At 52.9% G+C, this 18,036-nt stretch carries 13 protein-coding genes; 5 read left to right on the top strand and 8 right to left on the bottom strand.

All coding sequences use genetic code 11. From position 1 onward, the window contains the following. Window positions 1-736 precede the first annotated feature (736 nt). Complete coding sequence (locus Q1A69_RS17590; protein WP_299588355.1) at window positions 737-2,203, bottom strand: protein adenylyltransferase SelO; 1,467 nt, start codon at window positions 2,201-2,203, stop codon at window positions 737-739. A gap of 72 nt (window positions 2,204-2,275) precedes the next feature. Further along, window positions 2,276-3,754, bottom strand: a complete 1,479-nt coding sequence (locus Q1A69_RS17585) for a Ppx/GppA phosphatase family protein (RefSeq protein WP_299588354.1) — start codon at window positions 3,752-3,754, stop codon at window positions 2,276-2,278. A gap of 251 nt (window positions 3,755-4,005) precedes the next feature. Between Q1A69_RS17585 and ppk1 the strand changes: the two genes are divergently transcribed. Next, entirely contained in the window at window positions 4,006-6,057 is a 2,052-nt protein-coding gene (gene ppk1, locus Q1A69_RS17580) for a polyphosphate kinase 1 (RefSeq protein ID WP_299588351.1), read from the top strand. A gap of 117 nt (window positions 6,058-6,174) precedes the next feature. Here the strand turns inward: ppk1 and Q1A69_RS17575 are convergent, their stop codons facing one another. Both Q1A69_RS17575 and aceK read right to left on the bottom strand, forming a co-directional pair. Further along, window positions 6,175-6,678, bottom strand: a complete 504-nt coding sequence (locus Q1A69_RS17575; protein ID WP_299588349.1) for a hypothetical protein — start codon at window positions 6,676-6,678, stop codon at window positions 6,175-6,177. Window positions 6,679-6,734: 56 nt separating this feature from the next. After that, window positions 6,735-8,489 (bottom strand): bifunctional isocitrate dehydrogenase kinase/phosphatase, encoded by a 1,755-nt coding sequence (aceK, locus tag Q1A69_RS17570; protein WP_299588346.1) that lies wholly within the window; start codon window positions 8,487-8,489, stop codon window positions 6,735-6,737. Window positions 8,490-8,646: 157 nt separating this feature from the next. On the opposite strand from aceK, the gene Q1A69_RS17565 reads away from it, so the two are divergent. Together Q1A69_RS17565 and Q1A69_RS17560 are read left to right on the top strand one after the other, a co-directional pair. Beyond that, complete coding sequence (locus tag Q1A69_RS17565; protein ID WP_299588344.1) at window positions 8,647-9,255, top strand: MarC family protein; 609 nt, start codon at window positions 8,647-8,649, stop codon at window positions 9,253-9,255. Window positions 9,256-9,721: 466 nt separating this feature from the next. Further along, window positions 9,722-11,515 (top strand): diguanylate cyclase, encoded by a 1,794-nt coding sequence (locus Q1A69_RS17560; protein WP_299588341.1) that lies wholly within the window; start codon window positions 9,722-9,724, stop codon window positions 11,513-11,515. 10 nt (window positions 11,516-11,525) lie between these two features. Here the strand turns inward: Q1A69_RS17560 and pstS are convergent, their stop codons facing one another. Beyond that, window positions 11,526-12,611 carry a phosphate ABC transporter substrate-binding protein PstS gene (gene pstS / locus Q1A69_RS17555; protein ID WP_299588338.1) on the bottom strand — a complete coding sequence of 362 codons (1,086 nt, stop codon included), beginning with the start codon at window positions 12,609-12,611 and terminating at the stop codon, window positions 11,526-11,528. A gap of 129 nt (window positions 12,612-12,740) precedes the next feature. Then, on the bottom strand, window positions 12,741-14,669 hold the full coding sequence (locus Q1A69_RS17550; RefSeq protein WP_299588335.1) for a PhoX family phosphatase: 1,929 nt from the start codon (window positions 14,667-14,669) through the stop codon (window positions 12,741-12,743). Window positions 14,670-14,997: 328 nt separating this feature from the next. Here Q1A69_RS17550 and Q1A69_RS17545 point away from each other — a divergent pair, with 328 nt between their 5' ends. Together Q1A69_RS17545 and Q1A69_RS17540 are read left to right on the top strand one after the other, a co-directional pair. Further along, window positions 14,998-15,432: a TonB-dependent receptor plug domain-containing protein gene (locus tag Q1A69_RS17545; protein WP_299588332.1), complete on the top strand. Its 435-nt coding sequence runs from the start codon at window positions 14,998-15,000 to the stop codon at window positions 15,430-15,432. A gap of 27 nt (window positions 15,433-15,459) precedes the next feature. Continuing rightward, window positions 15,460-16,041, top strand: coding sequence for a phytase (locus tag Q1A69_RS17540; protein WP_366525605.1), 582 nt, complete (start codon window positions 15,460-15,462; stop codon window positions 16,039-16,041). Between the two features lie 89 nt (window positions 16,042-16,130). Here Q1A69_RS17540 and Q1A69_RS17535 read toward each other — a convergent pair whose 3' ends face one another. Both Q1A69_RS17535 and Q1A69_RS17530 read right to left on the bottom strand, forming a co-directional pair. After that, window positions 16,131-16,523 (bottom strand): VanZ family protein, encoded by a 393-nt coding sequence (locus Q1A69_RS17535; RefSeq protein ID WP_299588329.1) that lies wholly within the window; start codon window positions 16,521-16,523, stop codon window positions 16,131-16,133. A gap of 449 nt (window positions 16,524-16,972) precedes the next feature. Next, window positions 16,973-17,860, bottom strand: coding sequence for an alpha/beta hydrolase (locus Q1A69_RS17530; RefSeq protein ID WP_299588327.1), 888 nt, complete (start codon window positions 17,858-17,860; stop codon window positions 16,973-16,975). Window positions 17,861-18,036 lie beyond the last annotated feature (176 nt).

Here is an 18,036-nt window from a genome sequence, read left to right as displayed (position 1 = left end):
TGGCTATCTCAGCCCTGAGGCGTTTGAGGAACAACTAGTCGCTTAGTGGTGTGTCCGTCGTTGGTGGGTAGGATCACATTGTTCCTATTTCAGTAGATACTTATTCCCAATTAATAAATTAGTAAATCCGGCCGGCGGGCATATAGGCGCTGGATGTTTTTTGGAACCTCAATAGCGAACTTTTCCATACTCAAAGATGTTTTTTATATGTCGGAATGGGTGCTCTACTTTTGCCCTAAAGAGCCTCTGAATTATTCAGAGTTTCCCTTTGTAACCAAAGAAATGTGCGACGGTGCTAGTAGCGATATCTACACTGCGAAAGTTCTGTGAATGCTCTGCGGATGGAACTTCTAAATAGTGAACAACGTGGTCACGGCTCTTTATTGCAATTTATCGGCACTTTGAATGAAGATTAAATCTGGGTGAGGCATGGCTGGTATTGATAAAAGCCAATTAGAACTATTTATCGCTGATACTCTCGATATGTCCCTCAAGGGTGACATGCTAACCATGGAGCACCTTATCTTTTGCCCGTCCAAGCGCCGTGATACGCGCAAACGGGTTTGTAAGAATGGCGCTAATTGGAAGCCGTAGTGCCGAGCACTAGCTGCTGCGCGACCATGTACGATAAAGTGGTACTTATGTATTGCATATGCCAGATGGTAGGGGATTGAAGCGAGGCCGCGAAGTCTCTCGACGAGTGACAATTGCGGCCTATAACTTTGTCTGAGTGGCCTTAAGAACTACAGCTCAGGGGAATACGTTTGCCGGATTCCGGTGGGGCACAGGCCCAGGTCTCGTGCTGTGGGTGTTCATCAAAAGGGGTTTGCAGTAATTGCCGCAGAGTGCGCAGGGGCTGATAATCCCCTCCTTCGGCGGCTTCGATAACCCTCTGTGCCAAATAGTTGCGCAGAATATATTTGGGGTTGGTCGCCAACATGGTGCGGTTGCGCGCGCGGGAGTCACTGTGTTCGCGCGCTAAGCGTCGATCGTAGTGCTCCAGCCAGTGCTCCAGAGCGTCCTGTTGTGCGGTGGCGATGCACTCGCGCAACGCTTGTGCCGGGCGCTCACCGCGGTAGTGGGCCAGGGCGCGGAAAAAGCGAGCGTAGTCCGCCTCACTCTGCTGTAACAGTTGCAGAAGCTCTGCGCACAGCGCTTGGTCGCCCTCCTCTTCCACAGCGAGCCCGAGCTTGGCGCGCATGCGCTCGGCATAGGCGTGGCTGACCTGTGGCTGGAATTGCTCAAGGCAATCGCGCAACGCCTCCACGCTGACAAAGCCGGAGAGGGCGTGGGCCAGGGCATTTAGATTCCACAACACCACACCGGGCTGCTGTTCGAAGGCGTAGCGGCCGGTGTGATCTGAGTGATTACAGATAAAGCTCGGGTCGTAGTCATCGAGAAAGGCGTAGGGGCCGTAGTCGAAGGTGTCGCCGATGATCGACATATTGTCGGTATTGAGCACCCCGTGGGCGAACCCCTCCGCCTGCCAACCGGCTACCAGCTCGGCGCTGCGCTGTGTGGTGAAGCGCAGCATGGCTTCTGCCTGCTCGCCGGCGCTGAGCCCATGGGTACCCGGGAGAAAGCGTCGGCAGATGTCGCCGATTAACTGCTGCTGGGCTTGCAGCTGCTTGGTGTAAAACAGGTATTCGAAGTGGCCGAAGCGCACATGACTCTCGGCCACACGGATCAGCATGGCGCCGCGCTCAATGTGTTCGCGGGTTACGGGCTCGTCACTACCGACAATGCTCAGAGCGCGGGTGGAGCGGATACCCAGGCCGTTGAGAGCCTCGCCGGCGAGGTATTCTCGAATGGTGGAGCGCAGTACTGCGCGGCCGTCGCCAAAGCGTGAGTAGGGGGTTTGTCCGGCACCTTTTAGGTGTAGTTCCCAGCGGCGCCCGGCGTTTTCAATTTCCCCCAGCAGCAGTGCGCGGCCGTCGCCCAGGTCCGGGTTGTAGACCCCGAACTGGTGCCCGGTGTACTTCATGGCGAAGGGGCGGCTGCCGTTGAACAACTTAGCCCCACAGCCCAGTTTGGCCCAGTCCGGATTGCTTGCCTCCGCGCTATCGATTCCGAGCAGCTGTATGACTGCCGGATTGATATCGATGAGCTGGGGGTGTGCAAAGGGGCTGGGGGCGATCTGGCGGCCAAAGGCGTCGCCCAAGTCGGCGTAGTGGTGACTGAGGGTAACTTCGCTGAGTTTCATAGATACAGAGTTTAGGTTGGAAATGGATGCGGGCCCGCTTTGCAGCGGCCCCGCGCAATCTGGGGAGAGGCGCTATACCGCCAAAAGGCGCAGTGGGTGGCTTTGTGACTGCCAGTGCTGCTCCTCCTGGTAGAGCAGCTCTTCGATGGCCGGGCTGCTATCCAGCCATGCCCGCTCAATTTGCAGGCGATAGGCATCTCCCTGGTCCGCTAGGTTGATCCCCTGCAAAGTGCGCTCTGTGCGGTCGCGATGAATAATGCAGGCTAGGCGTAGGCACAACAGTAAATCTGGGCTGGGGTGGAAACCGTAGTGCTCCTTTGGCGGTTTAATGCCACCTCGCTGATTGCGTACCAGATAGGCCAGGTGCTCTTGCTCGTCGCGGGAAAAACCGGCCATATCGGCGTGCTTAATCATATAGGCGCCGAGTTTGCGGAAGCTGCTGTGGGTAAGTGCCAGTCCCACTTCGTGTAACTGTATGGCCCAGCGCAGACGCTGTCGGCCCTCCTGCGAGTATTCGAGGCGCAGCTGATGCAGCAGTTTGAGGGCGGTATCGTTGACACGGCGCACTTGGTTTTGGTCGATCTGCCAGCGCTGTACCGCGGCCTCCACGGTATTGGCGCGGCGATCACCACCGTGCAGCCGGCCGGCCAGGTCGTGCACTATGCCCTCGCGGATGGCGTAGGGGGACACCTCCATGCGCTGAATATCCAGCTCGCAAAAGATGGCATGCAGGATCGCTAGGCCGGCGGCAAAGACCGGGCGCCGCTCTTCGTCGAGGCCGGGCAGGTTGAGGTCGGCAATATGCTCTACTTGTGAGACCTCACTGGCCAGCCGGTCGATGTCCTCGCGCAGGATTTCGGCTACCTCGCCGTCATTGAACACTCGCGCCACGGCTTTCACACTGCCGGAACAGCCAATCACCTCGGCCCCGGCCGCCATATGTTGCAGTTCCTGTAGCTCGGCGCGGGCGGCGCGCTGCGCGCGGGTGAAATGGTTGACGGTATTTTCGCTAATCAGACCATCGGCAAAGTAGCGCTTGCTAAAGGATACACAGCCCAAATCGAGGCTCTGCAATTGTTGCGGCGCTTCGCTGCCACGCACCAGCTCGGTGGAGCCGCCGCCAATATCAATGATGCAGCGCAGCCGCGGCGGTCCATCGGCGGCGGCCATTACCCCGCTGTAAATCAAGCGCGCCTCTTCAATGCCGCTGATGGTTTCCACCGGCACACCGAGAATCGATTCCGCCTCTTCGAGAAAGCCGTCGGCCTTGGCCGCGGCGGCGCGCAGGGTATTGGTACCGACGACGCGAATATGGTCAGCCGGTAGCTTTTGCAGTACAGGTTGGAAGCGAGTGAGTGCGGCCAGAGCGCGTTCGGATACTGCCGGGTCGAGGTTGTGGTCCGCATCCAACCCCTCCGCTAGGCGCACCATGGCGCGGTCGGTGTGCAGGCGCACCATGCGTTGTCCGCGAAACTCAGCCAATAACAGATGAAAACTGTTGGAGCCAAGGTCGAGCGCGGCGAAGCGTTCAATCGGCATTTGTGTCGGCATCCTGGCACCTGCTTAAATGAAAAGAGCAATCTGCTCTAGCACCCGCTGTCTCGGCAAAGAGTTAGCGACAATATCTCGGCTAGTGCCGCCAAAGTCCACAGGCGTAGAGAAATGCGCGAGTGTATTTTATTGGGAATCTTCAGACTTGGGTAAGTATACCTCTGTCACAGAGGTTTCGTCTTTCGGGGGATTTTATCCCGGTTGATCTTGTTATCATGCTGTAACTGGTAATTTTGCGAAATGGTTTTCCGATGCCGAGTGATATCCCCCTTTACCCCAAAGAATTAAGCTGGTTGTCTTTTAACGAGCGAGTGTTGCAGGAGGTGGAGGATAAGAGCGTACCAATTATTGAACGAGTGCATTTCCTGGGTATTTTCTCTAACAACCTGGACGAATTTTTTCGCGTACGTGTAGCCGATGTACGCAGGTTGACTGCATTTGCTATTGGTGAGGAACAAAAACAGCACTTTTCCAACCTGCTGGGGAAGATCAATAGCCGGGTACTACAGCTGCAAAAGCGCTATTCCAAAGCGTATTCCGAGGTTCTCTCTGAGCTCGGAAAGCACAATATTCATATTGTCCGGGAAACCCATCTCAATGAGCCGCAGCGCGCTTTCGTCGAGGAATACTTTCACCGTGAAGTGCTGCCTGAGTTGGAGCCCTTTTTTATCGATGACCGAAATTCGATGCCGCTGCTCAATGAAAAGAATATTTATTTCGCCATTACTCTGGAATTGGAAGGCAACCTGCGTAGATATGCGGCCATGGAAATTCCAACGGACACCCTGTCGCGCTTTGTGGAAATTCCGGCGCGAAGAGGCAAGCGGGAAAAGGTATATATTGTTCTCGATAATATTATCCGTGCATGCCTGATGGATGTTTTTCGTCACGTTTTACCTATCCTTTCTGCCCAGGCCTATATGTTCAAAATAAGCCGCGATTCCGAATTGGAATTGAGTGAAGAAGTGACTCAGAACATCGTCGATCGGGTGGAGCGCTCACTCAAACAGAGAAAATACGCTGATCCAGTGCGGCTGGCTTACGATGCCGAAATGCCCAAGGCACTGTTGGGCCTGGTGAAGAAAAAATTAAAAATGGGGCGTTACGACAGCTATACCCCAGGTGGGCGTTACCACAACTCCAAAGATCTGATGGGCTTTGCCTCGGATTCTCGCAGCCACCGCTACAAGCGGATGTCCCCGCTGCCCACCCTGCCGGTCAACGAGAGCATTTTTGCCCAACTGAAGTTGAGCGATCAACTCTTTTATTATCCCTACCATGATTTTCGTGCGATCACCAATTTCCTCGCTTCGGCTGCGATCGATCCGCAGGTGAGGGAAATTCGGATCAGCCTGTATCGAGTGGCAAAAAGCTCCCGGGTTGTGGCTGCGTTGATCAATGCGGTGAGAAATAATAAAAAAGTAATTGCGGTGGTTGAGTTGCGGGCGAGTTTTGATGAAATGGCCAATATCCACTGGTCTCATGAATTGAGTGAGGCCGGCGTACAGGTAGTTTATGGTATACCGGGACTAAAAGTGCATGCCAAACTGATTTCGGTGGTGCGACGGGAAGAGGGTAAAAACCGCTTTTATAGCCATCTGGGCACTGGCAATTTTAATGAGAACACCGCACGCGTATATTGCGATTTTAGCCTGTTAACCAATAACCAGGCGGTTGGCCGCGATATTTACAATGTGTTTGAGTTTATGCGTGCTCCCGATCGGCGGCCTGTTTACAGGAATATTATCGTTTCGCCATTTAATTTGCGTAAATCTCTGGAGGCGGCTATTGAGCGGGAAATAGAGGCCGCCAAAGAGGGGCGAGAGGCCGGGTTGTTTTTCAAATGTAATAACCTGGTAGACAGCCTGGTGATCGCCCAATTGTATCGAGCCAGTGCGGCCGGCGTAAAAATCAAACTGTTGATTCGCGGCATGTGCTCTCTCATTTGTGAAACACCGGGATTATCCGACAATATCCAGGCAATTAGCCTGGTGGATAAATATCTGGAGCACGCGCGGGTATATATATTCCACAATGGCGGCGAAGAACTGCTGTGGATATCATCGGCCGATTTGATGAAACGTAATCTGGACCAGCGGGTTGAAGTAACCTTCCCAGTATCCAACCCGGAGCATCACAAGACCATTCGGGAAGTTCTGGAGTTACAATGGAACGATAATCAGAAAGCCAGAGTACTCGATGCCGAACAGAGTAATACCCGCCTGGCCAACGCCGAGGGGAAAAACTGCCGCTCCCAGGATGCTATCTACACTTATCTGAAGCAGCTTGGTGAAAGTGAATAACCCCATTATTAAGAGATTAATGGTTTTTAAACACAGCAACGAGGTCGAGGTGCGCAGCTGGGTAGCAGGCAACAGGCAACAGGCAAGGATGCACCTCTTTCATTGTGTGGCGCACAGTTATCTCTCCTGACTGAACCCCACCAACTTGCCACGATTGAATGAAAAACGATAGCGCAACCCTATACGCAGCCGCTCGGCGCAGGGAGACTGAATAATCATACGCGGGTACTGAGGTGTGACGACCCAGGTCTGGAAATCATTGCCGGGGCCGCGGCCGATCAGCCAGTAATAATCCCCCCTTTTGCAGAAGGCGCGCGGTGCGCAGCGTTCACTACCCCACACATAGGCCAGCACGTCGTACTGCATAGGCACGTTGGTCTTTTCCTGAAAGGGTTCGCGCTCACTACCGGTAAAGGTATAGAGACTGTCAAAGGTAACCGGGCGAAACCCTTGTGCGGGGATGGCGCAACTGACCACTTGGGGTTTACCGGTGATACGGGCGTATGGGGGCGGTGCCTTTTCCTTGCCGACGATGGTCATTTCGCTGGGCAGATAACCGCAGCCGCTGGCAGTTAATAGAGCCAGGGCCGCGAGGGTTGCGGCCCATGCAAATATGCGCACTGATCACCTATTCGAATTGTTAGGGCCTCCTACCAATATAGCCATAGTTTGCGCGCTTATTTTTTCCGTGCGATGGCCGGGGCGCGACGGTGGAAACGCCATTTGCGCCGATAGGGGAAGGCGCTTTCCACATGTCCGGCGCGAATACGGTCCTGCAGGCGCCTCCAGTAACGGTAGTCGTAGAGATCACTGTGCAATCTTTCAAAAGCGGCGCGCGCGATGGGGTTGCCGGAGAAAAAAAGGCGGAACTCCTCCGGAAAAACATCCGCCTCATCCACGGTATACCAAGGTTTATCTGCCAGCTCCTGCTCGGGGGTTTGCGCCTCGGGGATCTTGCGGAAGTTACATTCCGTCAGTGCGCAAAGTTCGTCGTAATCATAGAAAACCACACGACCATGACGGGTCACACCAAAATTTTTGAGGAGCATATCACCGGGGAAGATATTGGCTGCGGCCAGTTGCTTGATGGCGTTGCCGTACTCTTCCATCGCCTCGCGGATTTCCGCATCGCTGGCATTCTGCAAGTAGAGGTTGAGCGGCTCCATGCGGCGCTCGACATAGAGGTGTTTGATAATCACCCATTTGTCGTTAATGATTAATTTGGATGGAGCCACTTCCTGTAATTCGCGCAACAGCTCCTCGCTAAAGCGATTACGATAGAAGATGAAGTTGGTGTACTCCTGGGTATCTGCCATGCGTCCAACCCGGTCAGAGCGGGATACAAATTTATATTTTTCCCGCACAATTTTTTCGGTGACGGTTTTAGGCCGATCGAAGCGGTCTTTAATAACCTTAAAAACTACCGGGTAGGAGGGCAGGGTAAACACACTCATGACCATGCCCTTGATACCGGGGGCAATGACAAACTGATCATTGCTCACCTTCATATGGGCGAGGATATGGCGGTAGAACTCCGTCTTGCCATGTTTGTGGAAACCGATGGAATTGTACAGCTCCGACTTTTCCTTGAGCGGCATAATGGTGGAGAGAAAGCGCACAAAACGCGAGGGGATCGGGGCATCCACCATAAAGTAGGAGCGGGTAAAACTGAAAATGATGCTGGCGGAATCATTGCTGTGTAGTAGGGTGTCAACAAAAATGCCGCCGCGGCCATTGTTCAGACAGGGCAGAATAATGGGCACCACTTCGCCATTGAATATCATGCGCCCAACCAGGTAAGCGGCTTTGTTGCGGTAGAAAACGGACTCCAGCATATCCACACGCAGCTGTTTTTCATTCTCCAGGTGTGCGAGGGGCTCTGCGCGCAGAGCCGCACAGATATTTTCAATATCTCGCTGCATGTTTTCCCAGGGCGCGGAAAAACTGAAGTCCTTGAGAATGTCCTCGATCATACATTCGAGGCCATCGCGACCACTGTAACTGATATAGATACTGTAATCGCGCAGCGGTTTATCTTCGGGTGCACGCGAGGGTTTGACGAAAATATTCTTATCGTGAATATCTGCGTGCTTGAACTGGCTGCAAAAGACCGAGTTGAAAAAGGTTTCGGCAATCTCGTAATTGCTGTGATTGGCGATCAACTGTGCATAGGTGGCGCGGGCATCGCGCCACAATTCCAGCTGGCCGGTGTCTTTACTGGTGACCGAGTGCACCAGTTTAAGTACTTGGTTGACCTTGATTTTATACAGGTCGATACGCTCTTTATTGGCGTGGTGAGCCGCCTGCCAGGCGGCTGTCTCAAAGCGCGCTTTGGCGCCTAGAGTGATGTTCTGGTAGTCTGCGAAATACGCATCAAAACCATTCAGGATGGTCTTAGCGATGCGGCGGGCGGTCGGTGAGTGATTGGTCATGCACTAGACTTGCTTTCAGAGTTTCAGGTTAAGCATTTGCCGGTAGGGCTGTTATTGGTGGTCGATGGGCATACCATATTCTACCCCCAAGGCGCTTGCCGATCTCCCCGCGGCAGGGAATAAGCGGATAATAGTAGCATGGTACGCCGGAGCACCCTTGAGCGATTGGATTAGTAGTTTTGTTTTTTTCTTTGCAGTGATCGATCCGGTGGGCACCCTGCCGGTATTTATCGCGGTCACCTCCCGCCACGCCGAATGGCAAAAGCGTAAAATCGCCTGGCTCGCCGTGTTGGTGGCCACCGGCATACTGTTGTTCTTTTTGCTGGTGGGGCAGTTTCTCCTGGAAGCGATCGGCGTACCCCTTTCTGCCTTCCAAGTGGCAGGTGGCGTCGTGCTGTTCCTGTTCGCCCTCACCATGATCTTTGGTGACAGTAAGCCGGAGCAGGAGATGGAAATTGTGCGAGAGGGGCACGAGACAGCGATCTTTCCGCTGGCTGTCCCCTCAATCGCTTCACCGGGGGCCATGTTGGCGGCGGTGGTACTCACCGACAATCACCGCTTTGATATGATGCACCAACTCAATACCGCTTCGGCGATGCTTGCGGTACTGGCCATTGTGATTGCGTTGTTGCTCACCGCCAATTGGATCTACCGCTTTATTGGCAATGCCGGGGCCAGTATCGTCAGCCGGGTCATGGGGCTGATACTCGCCTCCGTGGCCACCACTAATGTGTTGGTGGGAATTCAGCAGTTCTTTTCGATCTAGCCGCTTGTGGTGGGCTCACGCGATTATTCCCGTGGGCTCGTTTAAATGATCTTTTGGGATTTAGCAGGAACCTTGAAGTCATTGCCAATAGGGCTCTTCACAAACTCTACCTCCCACTCAGGTTTACCTTTCGGCGACGGCCATTTTGTTTTTTGTGACTTTCGTGAATATAAAGATTTTCCTTTATTGACACGCTGAAAACCCTCTTTAAGTCGCCGAAGAAATTTCCCAGATAGGAACATTTCGGCGGGTTGATCATCCCGCTGGTAGTGCCTACCCAGCATATCTAACCTTAAGTGAGAGGCTGTCATTTACTGCTTGGAGTGAACGCTTTATAACAACAGAGTTTTATCTCGCGCGCGCCCGAATTATGAAAGACAAAATAACAAGACTGCGGCTTCTGAATTTGCGGCGTGTTAAAGTTATATATTGGTACTTTCGTTTCGCTTTTTGTGCTCTTCTATTATTGTTTATCTGCGGTGTTTTCTTCCCGCAAAACCCCGTATGGGCACATACCCCCCTCGATGTCACGGCCAATGAGGCTGGCGATAAATTTACTGGCCTCCACGCCATATGGCATGACGAGCACGGCGAGAGTGGTCTTACCCAAGCGCTGCAAGCCTATGAACTGGGAGAGTTTCATACTCTGGAAACTGCGGGCTCCACCGGGCTTCAAGCCGGTGTCTTTTGGTCTCACTTCTCCCTGCACAACCGGGACAGCCAGCCGGTAACCTTGCATATTGAATACGTCGATCACCAACTTGTTGGACTACAGGCTTTTAGTCGGGAGAAGGGGAGTAGCGAGGCATTTCGCGAGATAAGCAACCTCTCAATTTATCAGCCCTTTGATAGACGCCAGGTGGCGCACAATCGCTTTGTCTTCCCGCTCACCATTGCACCAGGGGCCGCTGAGGCGCTGATGGTGAAATTCGATCCCGGTGAGTTGGGCGTGGTTTTCCCCAGTCTACGAATTTGGAGCCCTCAACCTCTACAACAAAACAGCAAGGGGGAAATCAGTCTGATGGCCTTCCTGTTTGGGGGCTACTTCCTGATGGCGATCTTTGCCCTGGTGGGGGCGATCGCCATTAACAATAAAATTTTGTATTTCTATTCTTTTTACTGTGCCAGCAAAATTTTAGTGTGGGGCACAGTATTGGGATATACCCACCAATATCTGATGAAAGGCAGCTTCCACTGGGGATATGCCACGCTCAGCGGCGCTGTAGCGATTATGGCGGGGCTTTTTTTCGCTCGCACCTTTCTAAAAACCCGTCGTCACACACCAAAACTCGATGCGCTGTTGCAACTTATGCTGCTCAATGTAGCGTTTTTAGTGGGGTGTGTTTTATTGGATTGGAAGGCCCTGTCCCAGATATCCATGATTATCGCGTTGCTGTGTTATCCGCTGGTGGTGCCTATCGCCCTGATACGCTGGCGTCAGGGGGAAAATGCCGCGGGGGTATTTGCCCTGGGCTGGGCGACCCTGGTGCTGGGACTGCTGGCACAGGCGATGCGCGACCTTGGCTATGTAGTGCACAATCCAGTCAATTATTACTGGCCACCGGTTGCTTCCTTTGTCGAGATGCTGGCGATCATGGTAGCGATTGGCCTGATGGTACAGCGCCTGCGCTTGCAAAAAGATCGGGCGGAAAAGAAATACCTGCAACAGCTGGAAATTTCCAAAACCGATCTGGAGTTGCTGGTGCAGTCGCGCACCAGAGAATTGGAGGCGGCCAAGGCCAGAGCGGAGCTGGAGGCGCGCACTGATCCCCTAACGGGTATTCACAACCGCCGTAGCTTCTTTGAGGAGTCCAACCTGCTGCTCAAGTTGGTCCAGCGCAAGGGGATTCCCCTGGGCATATTGATGTTGGATATCGACCGCTTTAAATCCATCAATGATATGCACGGTCACCTAATCGGTGATCAGGCCCTTTGCGCCACGGCCAGAGTGATTGCCCAGCATGTGCGCGAGGTGGATGTCTTTGGTCGTATCGGCGGCGAGGAGTTTGCACTGCTGGTCAGCGCCGATGGCCCTGGCACACTGGCCATTGCCAGGCGTATCCACCGGGATATCGCCAAGATTATGATCAAGTCTGCTCAGGGGCCGGTTCAGTTTACGGCGAGTATCGGTGTGGCCCAGTTACAGGGGGAGCGCGATGTATTGGAATTATTACAGCATGCCGACAGCGCTCTCTACCGGGCGAAAAGAGCGGGGCGCAATCGGGTCTTGCCCTATGTTACGGTGGACACAGATGCCTGAACGGGTTGCACTACTGCACGTAAGTGACGGCGTTGAGGACTCTTAGGCGCACACTTTCCGGTAGTGGGACCAGTCCAATATTCCCGGCCTCCGCTTGGGAGTTTTGACTCAGCATAAACACCAGCATTTGCCGCAAAGCTTGGGCTTTATCATCTTCCTGGTTGGCGTAGAGGAGCAGCCAGGAAAAACTGGTGATGGGGTAGGCGCTCTGGCCCTTGGGGTCCCACACCCAGGCGATCAGATTGGGGGCGCCGCTCACAGGCAGCTTGCTATTGGGAAACTCTACTTCCTCCAATGCTGCCATGCCGCTCTTGGCGCTGGCCTCAACATATTGACCCGCACGATTTTGCAGCACGGCCATGGGCAGGTTGACGATCTCGGCAAAGCCGTGTTCGACGTAACCGATGGCTCCCGGTATCGCCCTGACTTTGGCAGCTATCCCCTGATTGCCGGGAGCCTGCTGAAAGGTTGCTAGCTTGGGCCAGTTGGGAGTCCGGTCCAGCCCGATGGTTTCGCGAAATGCTTCGCTCATGGCACTGAGGTGACCCGAGAAAATATACGAGGTGCCGGAACTTTCCGAGCGGGTGATCACTGTAATATCGGTGCGTGGCAATTTCACACCGGGATTACTGGCGACGATGCTGGGGTCATTCCAGTGTCGCACCTTGCCCATAAAAATGCCTAAGTAGGCTTCCCGAGACAGCTTTAACTCCTCGATACCGGGCAGATTGAATACCAGTACCACCTCTCCGGCTGTGACGGGAAGTACCACGCCCCCCTCTTTGAGATGCTTGAGTTCATTGATCTCTATAGCCGCGTCAGAGGCGGCAAAATCTACGGTATGGCCGATAAAATCACGGATACCATCTCCGCTGCTACTCATCTCGTAAAAGATAAAAATATTGTTTTCCCGGTGCGTGAACTGGCGAAACCATTCGACATAAATGGGATAGGGGAAACTGGCGCCGCTGCCTCGTAAGTTGACGGGATTCTCCGGCACCTGGGCCTGGGTTGGCACACTAAAGAGCAGGATACTGGCCATTGCCGCCAGTAAGACTACAAGGGGGCGTAAGACCGTGGGGCACCTCGGTAACATGGGGAACCTCTACTAAAGAGCCGCCAGTATTCCTTTGGGAACCGGCGGCGTGCCACACAAAAAGGGCGGTAAATAAAAATTTTAGCAGGGCCGCCTGGATTGAGTGAAAGCGCGCCGACAGGAGATTTCCTAACGCCCCACCTCGCCGCCATCGTCCCGGTAGATTGCCAATACCGAAGGGCGCGGTGGCAGGTTCGGGTCATTGTCTGGCCAGCGGTGTAGGGGAGAGCTGAAAGTTGAATTACGCGCCTCGGCGGGATGTTGCACCGCTACAAATAGGGTTTTGCCATCGGGGGTGAATTCCGGACCGCAAACCTCAGCCCCTCGGGGGCAGCCAAAAAAGTGCTTGGGCGCCGCGCGTAGAGGGCCCTCGGTGGCCATGGCCCAGAGGCCGTCGTGAAAACCGAAGCGCTCGCAGCCGTCGGTGGCCACCCACATATTGCCGCGGGGATCGAAAGCGACATTGTCCGGATTGGCAAACCAGCCGTGGCTGGAGATGTTGTAGTGAGATTGCTGGCCATAGGCACCGCGCTCCGCGGGGTTTTCCGCATTGGGATTGCCGCCCAGAAGAAACTGCTGCCAGCGGAAGTGGTTACTGGTGTGATCCCGCTTACCCGTGCTGCCGGGGGGCACAATTTCCAGTACATGGCCAGCGGTGTTGCGGGGGCGGGGATTGGCTGCGTCTACAGCGTCTTTGCCACGTTTTTTATTCTTGGTCAGCATTACATAAGTGCAGTCGTTGTGGGGATTGGTTTCCACATCCTCCGGGCGGTCCATGGGGGTGGCGCCCATGAGCGCAGCCGCGCGACGTGCGTCGATTAAAACATCCGCCTGGTTGCGAAAGCCGTTTTCCCCAATCAATGGGCCCTGGCCAACGATCAGTGGCAGCCACTGCCCGCTGCCGTCCTCGCCAAAGCGCGCCGCGTAGAGGGTGCCCTCGGTCAGCAATTGGCGGTTGTGGGCGGTATCGTCCGGTTTGTAGATATCTTTGGAGACATAGCGGTAGACAAACTGGTGCTCGTCGTCATCGCCGCCATAGGCCACCACCGCCTGGCCCGGTTTGCATACCAGGGTGAAGCCCTCGTGTTCAAATCGGCCGAGGCTGGAGAGTTTGCGGGGGACAGACTGGGGATCGTAGGGATCGTATTCCACCATCCAGCCAAAGCGGTTGGGCTCATTGGGCTCATGCTGGATATCGAAGCGCCGGTCGTAATCGCCCAGGTTGCGGTTGTGCGGCGATATACCAAAGTCGCGATGATTGCGTGCCTCGCGAGGATCCTCGATGTCGTCGGGGGCCCCCTGAAAGGCACCGCCAAACCCCTCCTCGGCAATTAACACGGTACCCCAGGGGGTCTTGCCACCGGCACAGTTGCCGATGGTACCGAGCACTCGGGTACCGCTGGGATCTTCCGCGGTCTGCAGCCGCTTGTCCCCCGCTGCGGGACCGCGGATCTGCATCGCCGTCGACAAAGTAATACGGCGGTTGTAAGGGCTGTCCAGAATGACCTGCCAGCCCTTATCTCCGCGCGCAATTTCTACCACCGAATGGCCACAGGCGGCCTGTTCAATGGCGACATGTTCAGCGCTGACTCCCCGCGTGGCGCTATATTTATTGTTATAACCGGGGAACATCAGATGTGGCTGGGTGTATTCGTGGTTTACACACAGCAGGCCGCGGGTGCTGTTGTTACTTCGGTAGTGGAGGTCTCCGCGCTCCGCGGGGATATCCGCCGCCAAGGGCATAAAGGCGATAAAATCGTTGTTGTAGCCAAAACGGTGTAACTGGCTTTGCGCAGTGAGTGCTTGCGGGCGAAATTCCGCAGTGTTGTCATCAATAGGATCACCCCAGCGCAAAAGAATATCCGCGCTGTATTCCTGCGGCAGGTGGTGTTCGAAATCCAGGCTGTGGGGAATTTCCCGAAATGAAAGATTCACCGCAGTGGCCTTTTGCTTGGCGCCGCAGCCAGGAATTAACGTGGAGGCTGCCCCGACGGCAGTGGCACCTCCGAGGGTCTTGAGTAGCTGTCTGCGACCGGGATTTTTGGGGGAGTCTTTCATGGGTGCTGCTCCATTGCGGGAAACCTGAGAATACATTTCGAATGTTTTACATATCAGTGTGCACACATAGGGTGGAAATCACTGTAGATCATGTGGCGGTACCACCCGGTGAGCCATTCATTAGTAGGCAATCTTGCTACAGGTGAATGTTTCTCGACTTTGCTGCCAATTAATAAAGTATCACCGGCAGGAAAAATTGAGCGGAAAACTCCCAGGTTTTTCTGAAGGCTTGATGACAGCTTAAAAAAATCGTCATGCAAAGCTCATAGAGGCCCTCTAGTCTGCGCTCCAATAAATACGCCATCGATATCAATTGGAGCGGGACACGATGAAGAGTAAAACCATTGACGTTCGATGGCCCACCCCTCTGGTGACAGCACTCGCCTCAGTTATTTTTTACGTCAACATTGTTTATTGTGCCAATGCCCTCGCGCAGGAAAATCAATCCCGCGTTATGGAAACGGTAACCGTCACCGCCCAGGCTAGCAGCGCGCGCAGCGACCTGGGTCGTCAGCGGAATTCTAACAAAGTGGTGGCGGTACAAACCTCCGATGCCATCGGCGAACTGCCCGATGCCCTGCAGCGCATGCCGGGGGTCTTCATCGCCCGCGACCAGGGCGAGGGCCGTTTTGTGGGGGTGCGCGGACTAGATCCCAATCTGAACGCCGCCACGATTAACGGTGTGAGCTCCCTGCACCGGAAACCGCGCTGTAGCCTTGGATGTGATTCCCTCCGATTTACTCGCCAGTTTGGAGGTATTTAAAACCCTGATCCCCGGATATGAGCGCAGATTTCAGACGCAGGGCTGTATCAGTTAGAGCTTTTCCTGGATAGTCAATCCACAGAGTTTACCCTTAGTATTCAGGCACGGATTTCCGTTGACAGCCAAGTTGAAGGTTGTGTTGTGGATGACAAACGGCAAACCCTTTTTTTCGCCGAGGAGGACCGGGGGATTTGGTCGCTAAGTTTGGAAAAACAATCTGGCAATACGACACAGCCGCAGCTGCTTGCTGCCGTGGATAACAAAATACTAGCGGCTGACATAGAGGGCCTGTCCCTATATCTCACCGGTGATAGCGGTTACCTGATAGCCTCCAACCAGGGTAACGACAGCAATGCTGCGTTCTCTCGGGATGGTAAGGACTTTATCGGGCAGTTCCGGGTAGCGCTGAATATGCAGGCAGGAATTGATGGCAGTTCAGAGACTGATGGCCTGGAGGTAACCAGCGCGTACCTTGGACCGGATTATCCGGAGGGCCTCCTGGTTATTCAAGACGGCAGAAACCGACTGCCCAGTGCTACACAGAATTTTAAGCTGGTGGGCTGGGATTCAGTCAGGAAGTCACTGGACCACAATGCCATTGCCAAGTAATACATCAGCGACGTATTGAGCATGTAACCGATGGAAGGGAATCGTACAACGGGTAAATTTCTTATCAGGGTCGAAATTCCGGCTGTATGTTAGCGATTTATATCAGGGTTTCGCCGCTCTAATTGATGGGCCGCCAAACTGGCAAGTGCAATACCGATAAGATCGGCACCCAAATCCAGAAAGTCAAAAGTACGTGAAGGTAAAAATGCCTGGCTTGCCTCTTCAGTCAAAGCAAATATTAATACTCCTAGAGTCCCATAGTAGATTTTTAGCGCGTTCAACTTGAAGGTGCGAAACCTACTGGCCACAATAGCCAGAAAAGCGAGTAGGCCAAACAGAAAAATATGCCCGAACTTATCACCATATGGAATGGCCTTCACAAGATCAAAGCAAATGCTGTTGCTGGCTGTGTTTGCTAAATAAATTATCCACAGGATAAAAGAGAAAAAGGCGAGGGCTATTGTAAATAAGAATTTGTACATAGAGGAGAGGGGTATCTGGTTACTGTGTTAATCAATCTGATTTATAGAGAAAACCGGAAATGGAGAATCTATACTGGGATAATTTTCAAAAAATGTTGGGGTTTTAGGGCGCCCAATAGTAAATGTTTTTTTGGCATTTATTCTCTAAAATTAGACTCGACGTGCCGAGAAGCTAAGGTAGGGACCGTAGTCCCCAATTTATAGTTGTAGTGTTACTTTCTCGATTAATCGGCCATGCCGAGCATAGTAATACAATTGGTATATTCTGTTACTTTACTTTTTAAATTGGTGCGATATTACCAAATGTTGGTCTCTATTGGCTATGCATTCAACCTGAATTTAAAAGAAATATCCCCTGGAATTTAGGCCCTGTGTTATCGGGCCTAAGATGCGCCAGTTGTATGCAAATTGAGGCGTAATATTTTTTGGGCGTATAGGTCAAAGATACATCACTTACCTTCAATGCTTGACAGGAAATTATCTAAGGCGTGGTTAAACGCCTTAGGTCTCTCCCAAAACATCATATGCTTCCCCATATAAACGGCTGTTGCCGATGGGGTGTTGGCTTTAATCCACCTGTCCGCCACTTCCTTCATCTCTTGACGCACGATATAAAGTAGAGGCAACTTTCCTTCCTGTGAAATAAGGTCTCTACTGTAGTCCAAATAAAATCCTGTGGCATTATTAATGGAAGCAACACTGCTGGAAGTTTGACGGGCGATATTGGATACCCAAGCAACTTTTTCTGAGGTAGGGTTTTCGAGCATCCATTCACTAAATTCAGCAATTACCTTCTCTCGATTTTCAATAATACCCTCGGTAAACCCGCGTGAATAGCCATCTGAATCGTCGTTTAGGTACCACACCCATTCATCGCGCGTGGCCCCTGTAATATCTGGGCCCGTGTCGATCATGATCATTGCTTTGAGCTTATCAGTTCCGAACTGATTCAAGTAAGCCAGTTGTTCTGTAACACCATAGGACCAACCCGCTAGAATTATATTTTCCAAATCTAATTTATCAATCAGCCGGGCTAGATCCCGAGCATGCTGTTGGTAGGTATGCCCCTCAACAGGTTTTGAGGATTTCCCTTGGCCTCGCGGGTCATATGTCAGTGCCCGGTACTTTTTTGAGCCCTCAAAATGTGCAAGTTGATGCTCAAATACATCGGTCGACATCATCCAACCCGGGATAAAGATAATGGTTGCATCGCCCTCGCCGACCTGCTTGTAATGAATGGTAAGAGTTTCATCTATCTTAACCTCTTCGGCAGTCAGATTCCCGATTGATAGCGTAAGTACCACAACTATGTTTATCAGAAATTTTATTTTTTTCATGATCGATCCATATATATTTTTGATGATTGCTGCTCGATGTAGGGGAGTTAACTGCTTGATCAAGTAGTTTTACCGAGCTTATTTCCGTTAGACGTATATGAAAATTCTTTTAAATATTTATAGGGCTGGGATGAAATTTTATCATCATATCCATTGCTAGGTATCATAATTTTTAT

The sequence above is a fragment of the uncultured Microbulbifer sp. genome, assembly GCF_947498635.1.
GTDB lineage: Bacteria > Pseudomonadota > Gammaproteobacteria > Pseudomonadales > Cellvibrionaceae > Microbulbifer > Microbulbifer echini.
The sequence above is the reverse complement of the archived record's forward strand: the minus strand, read 5'-3'. Positions and strand labels throughout refer to the sequence as shown.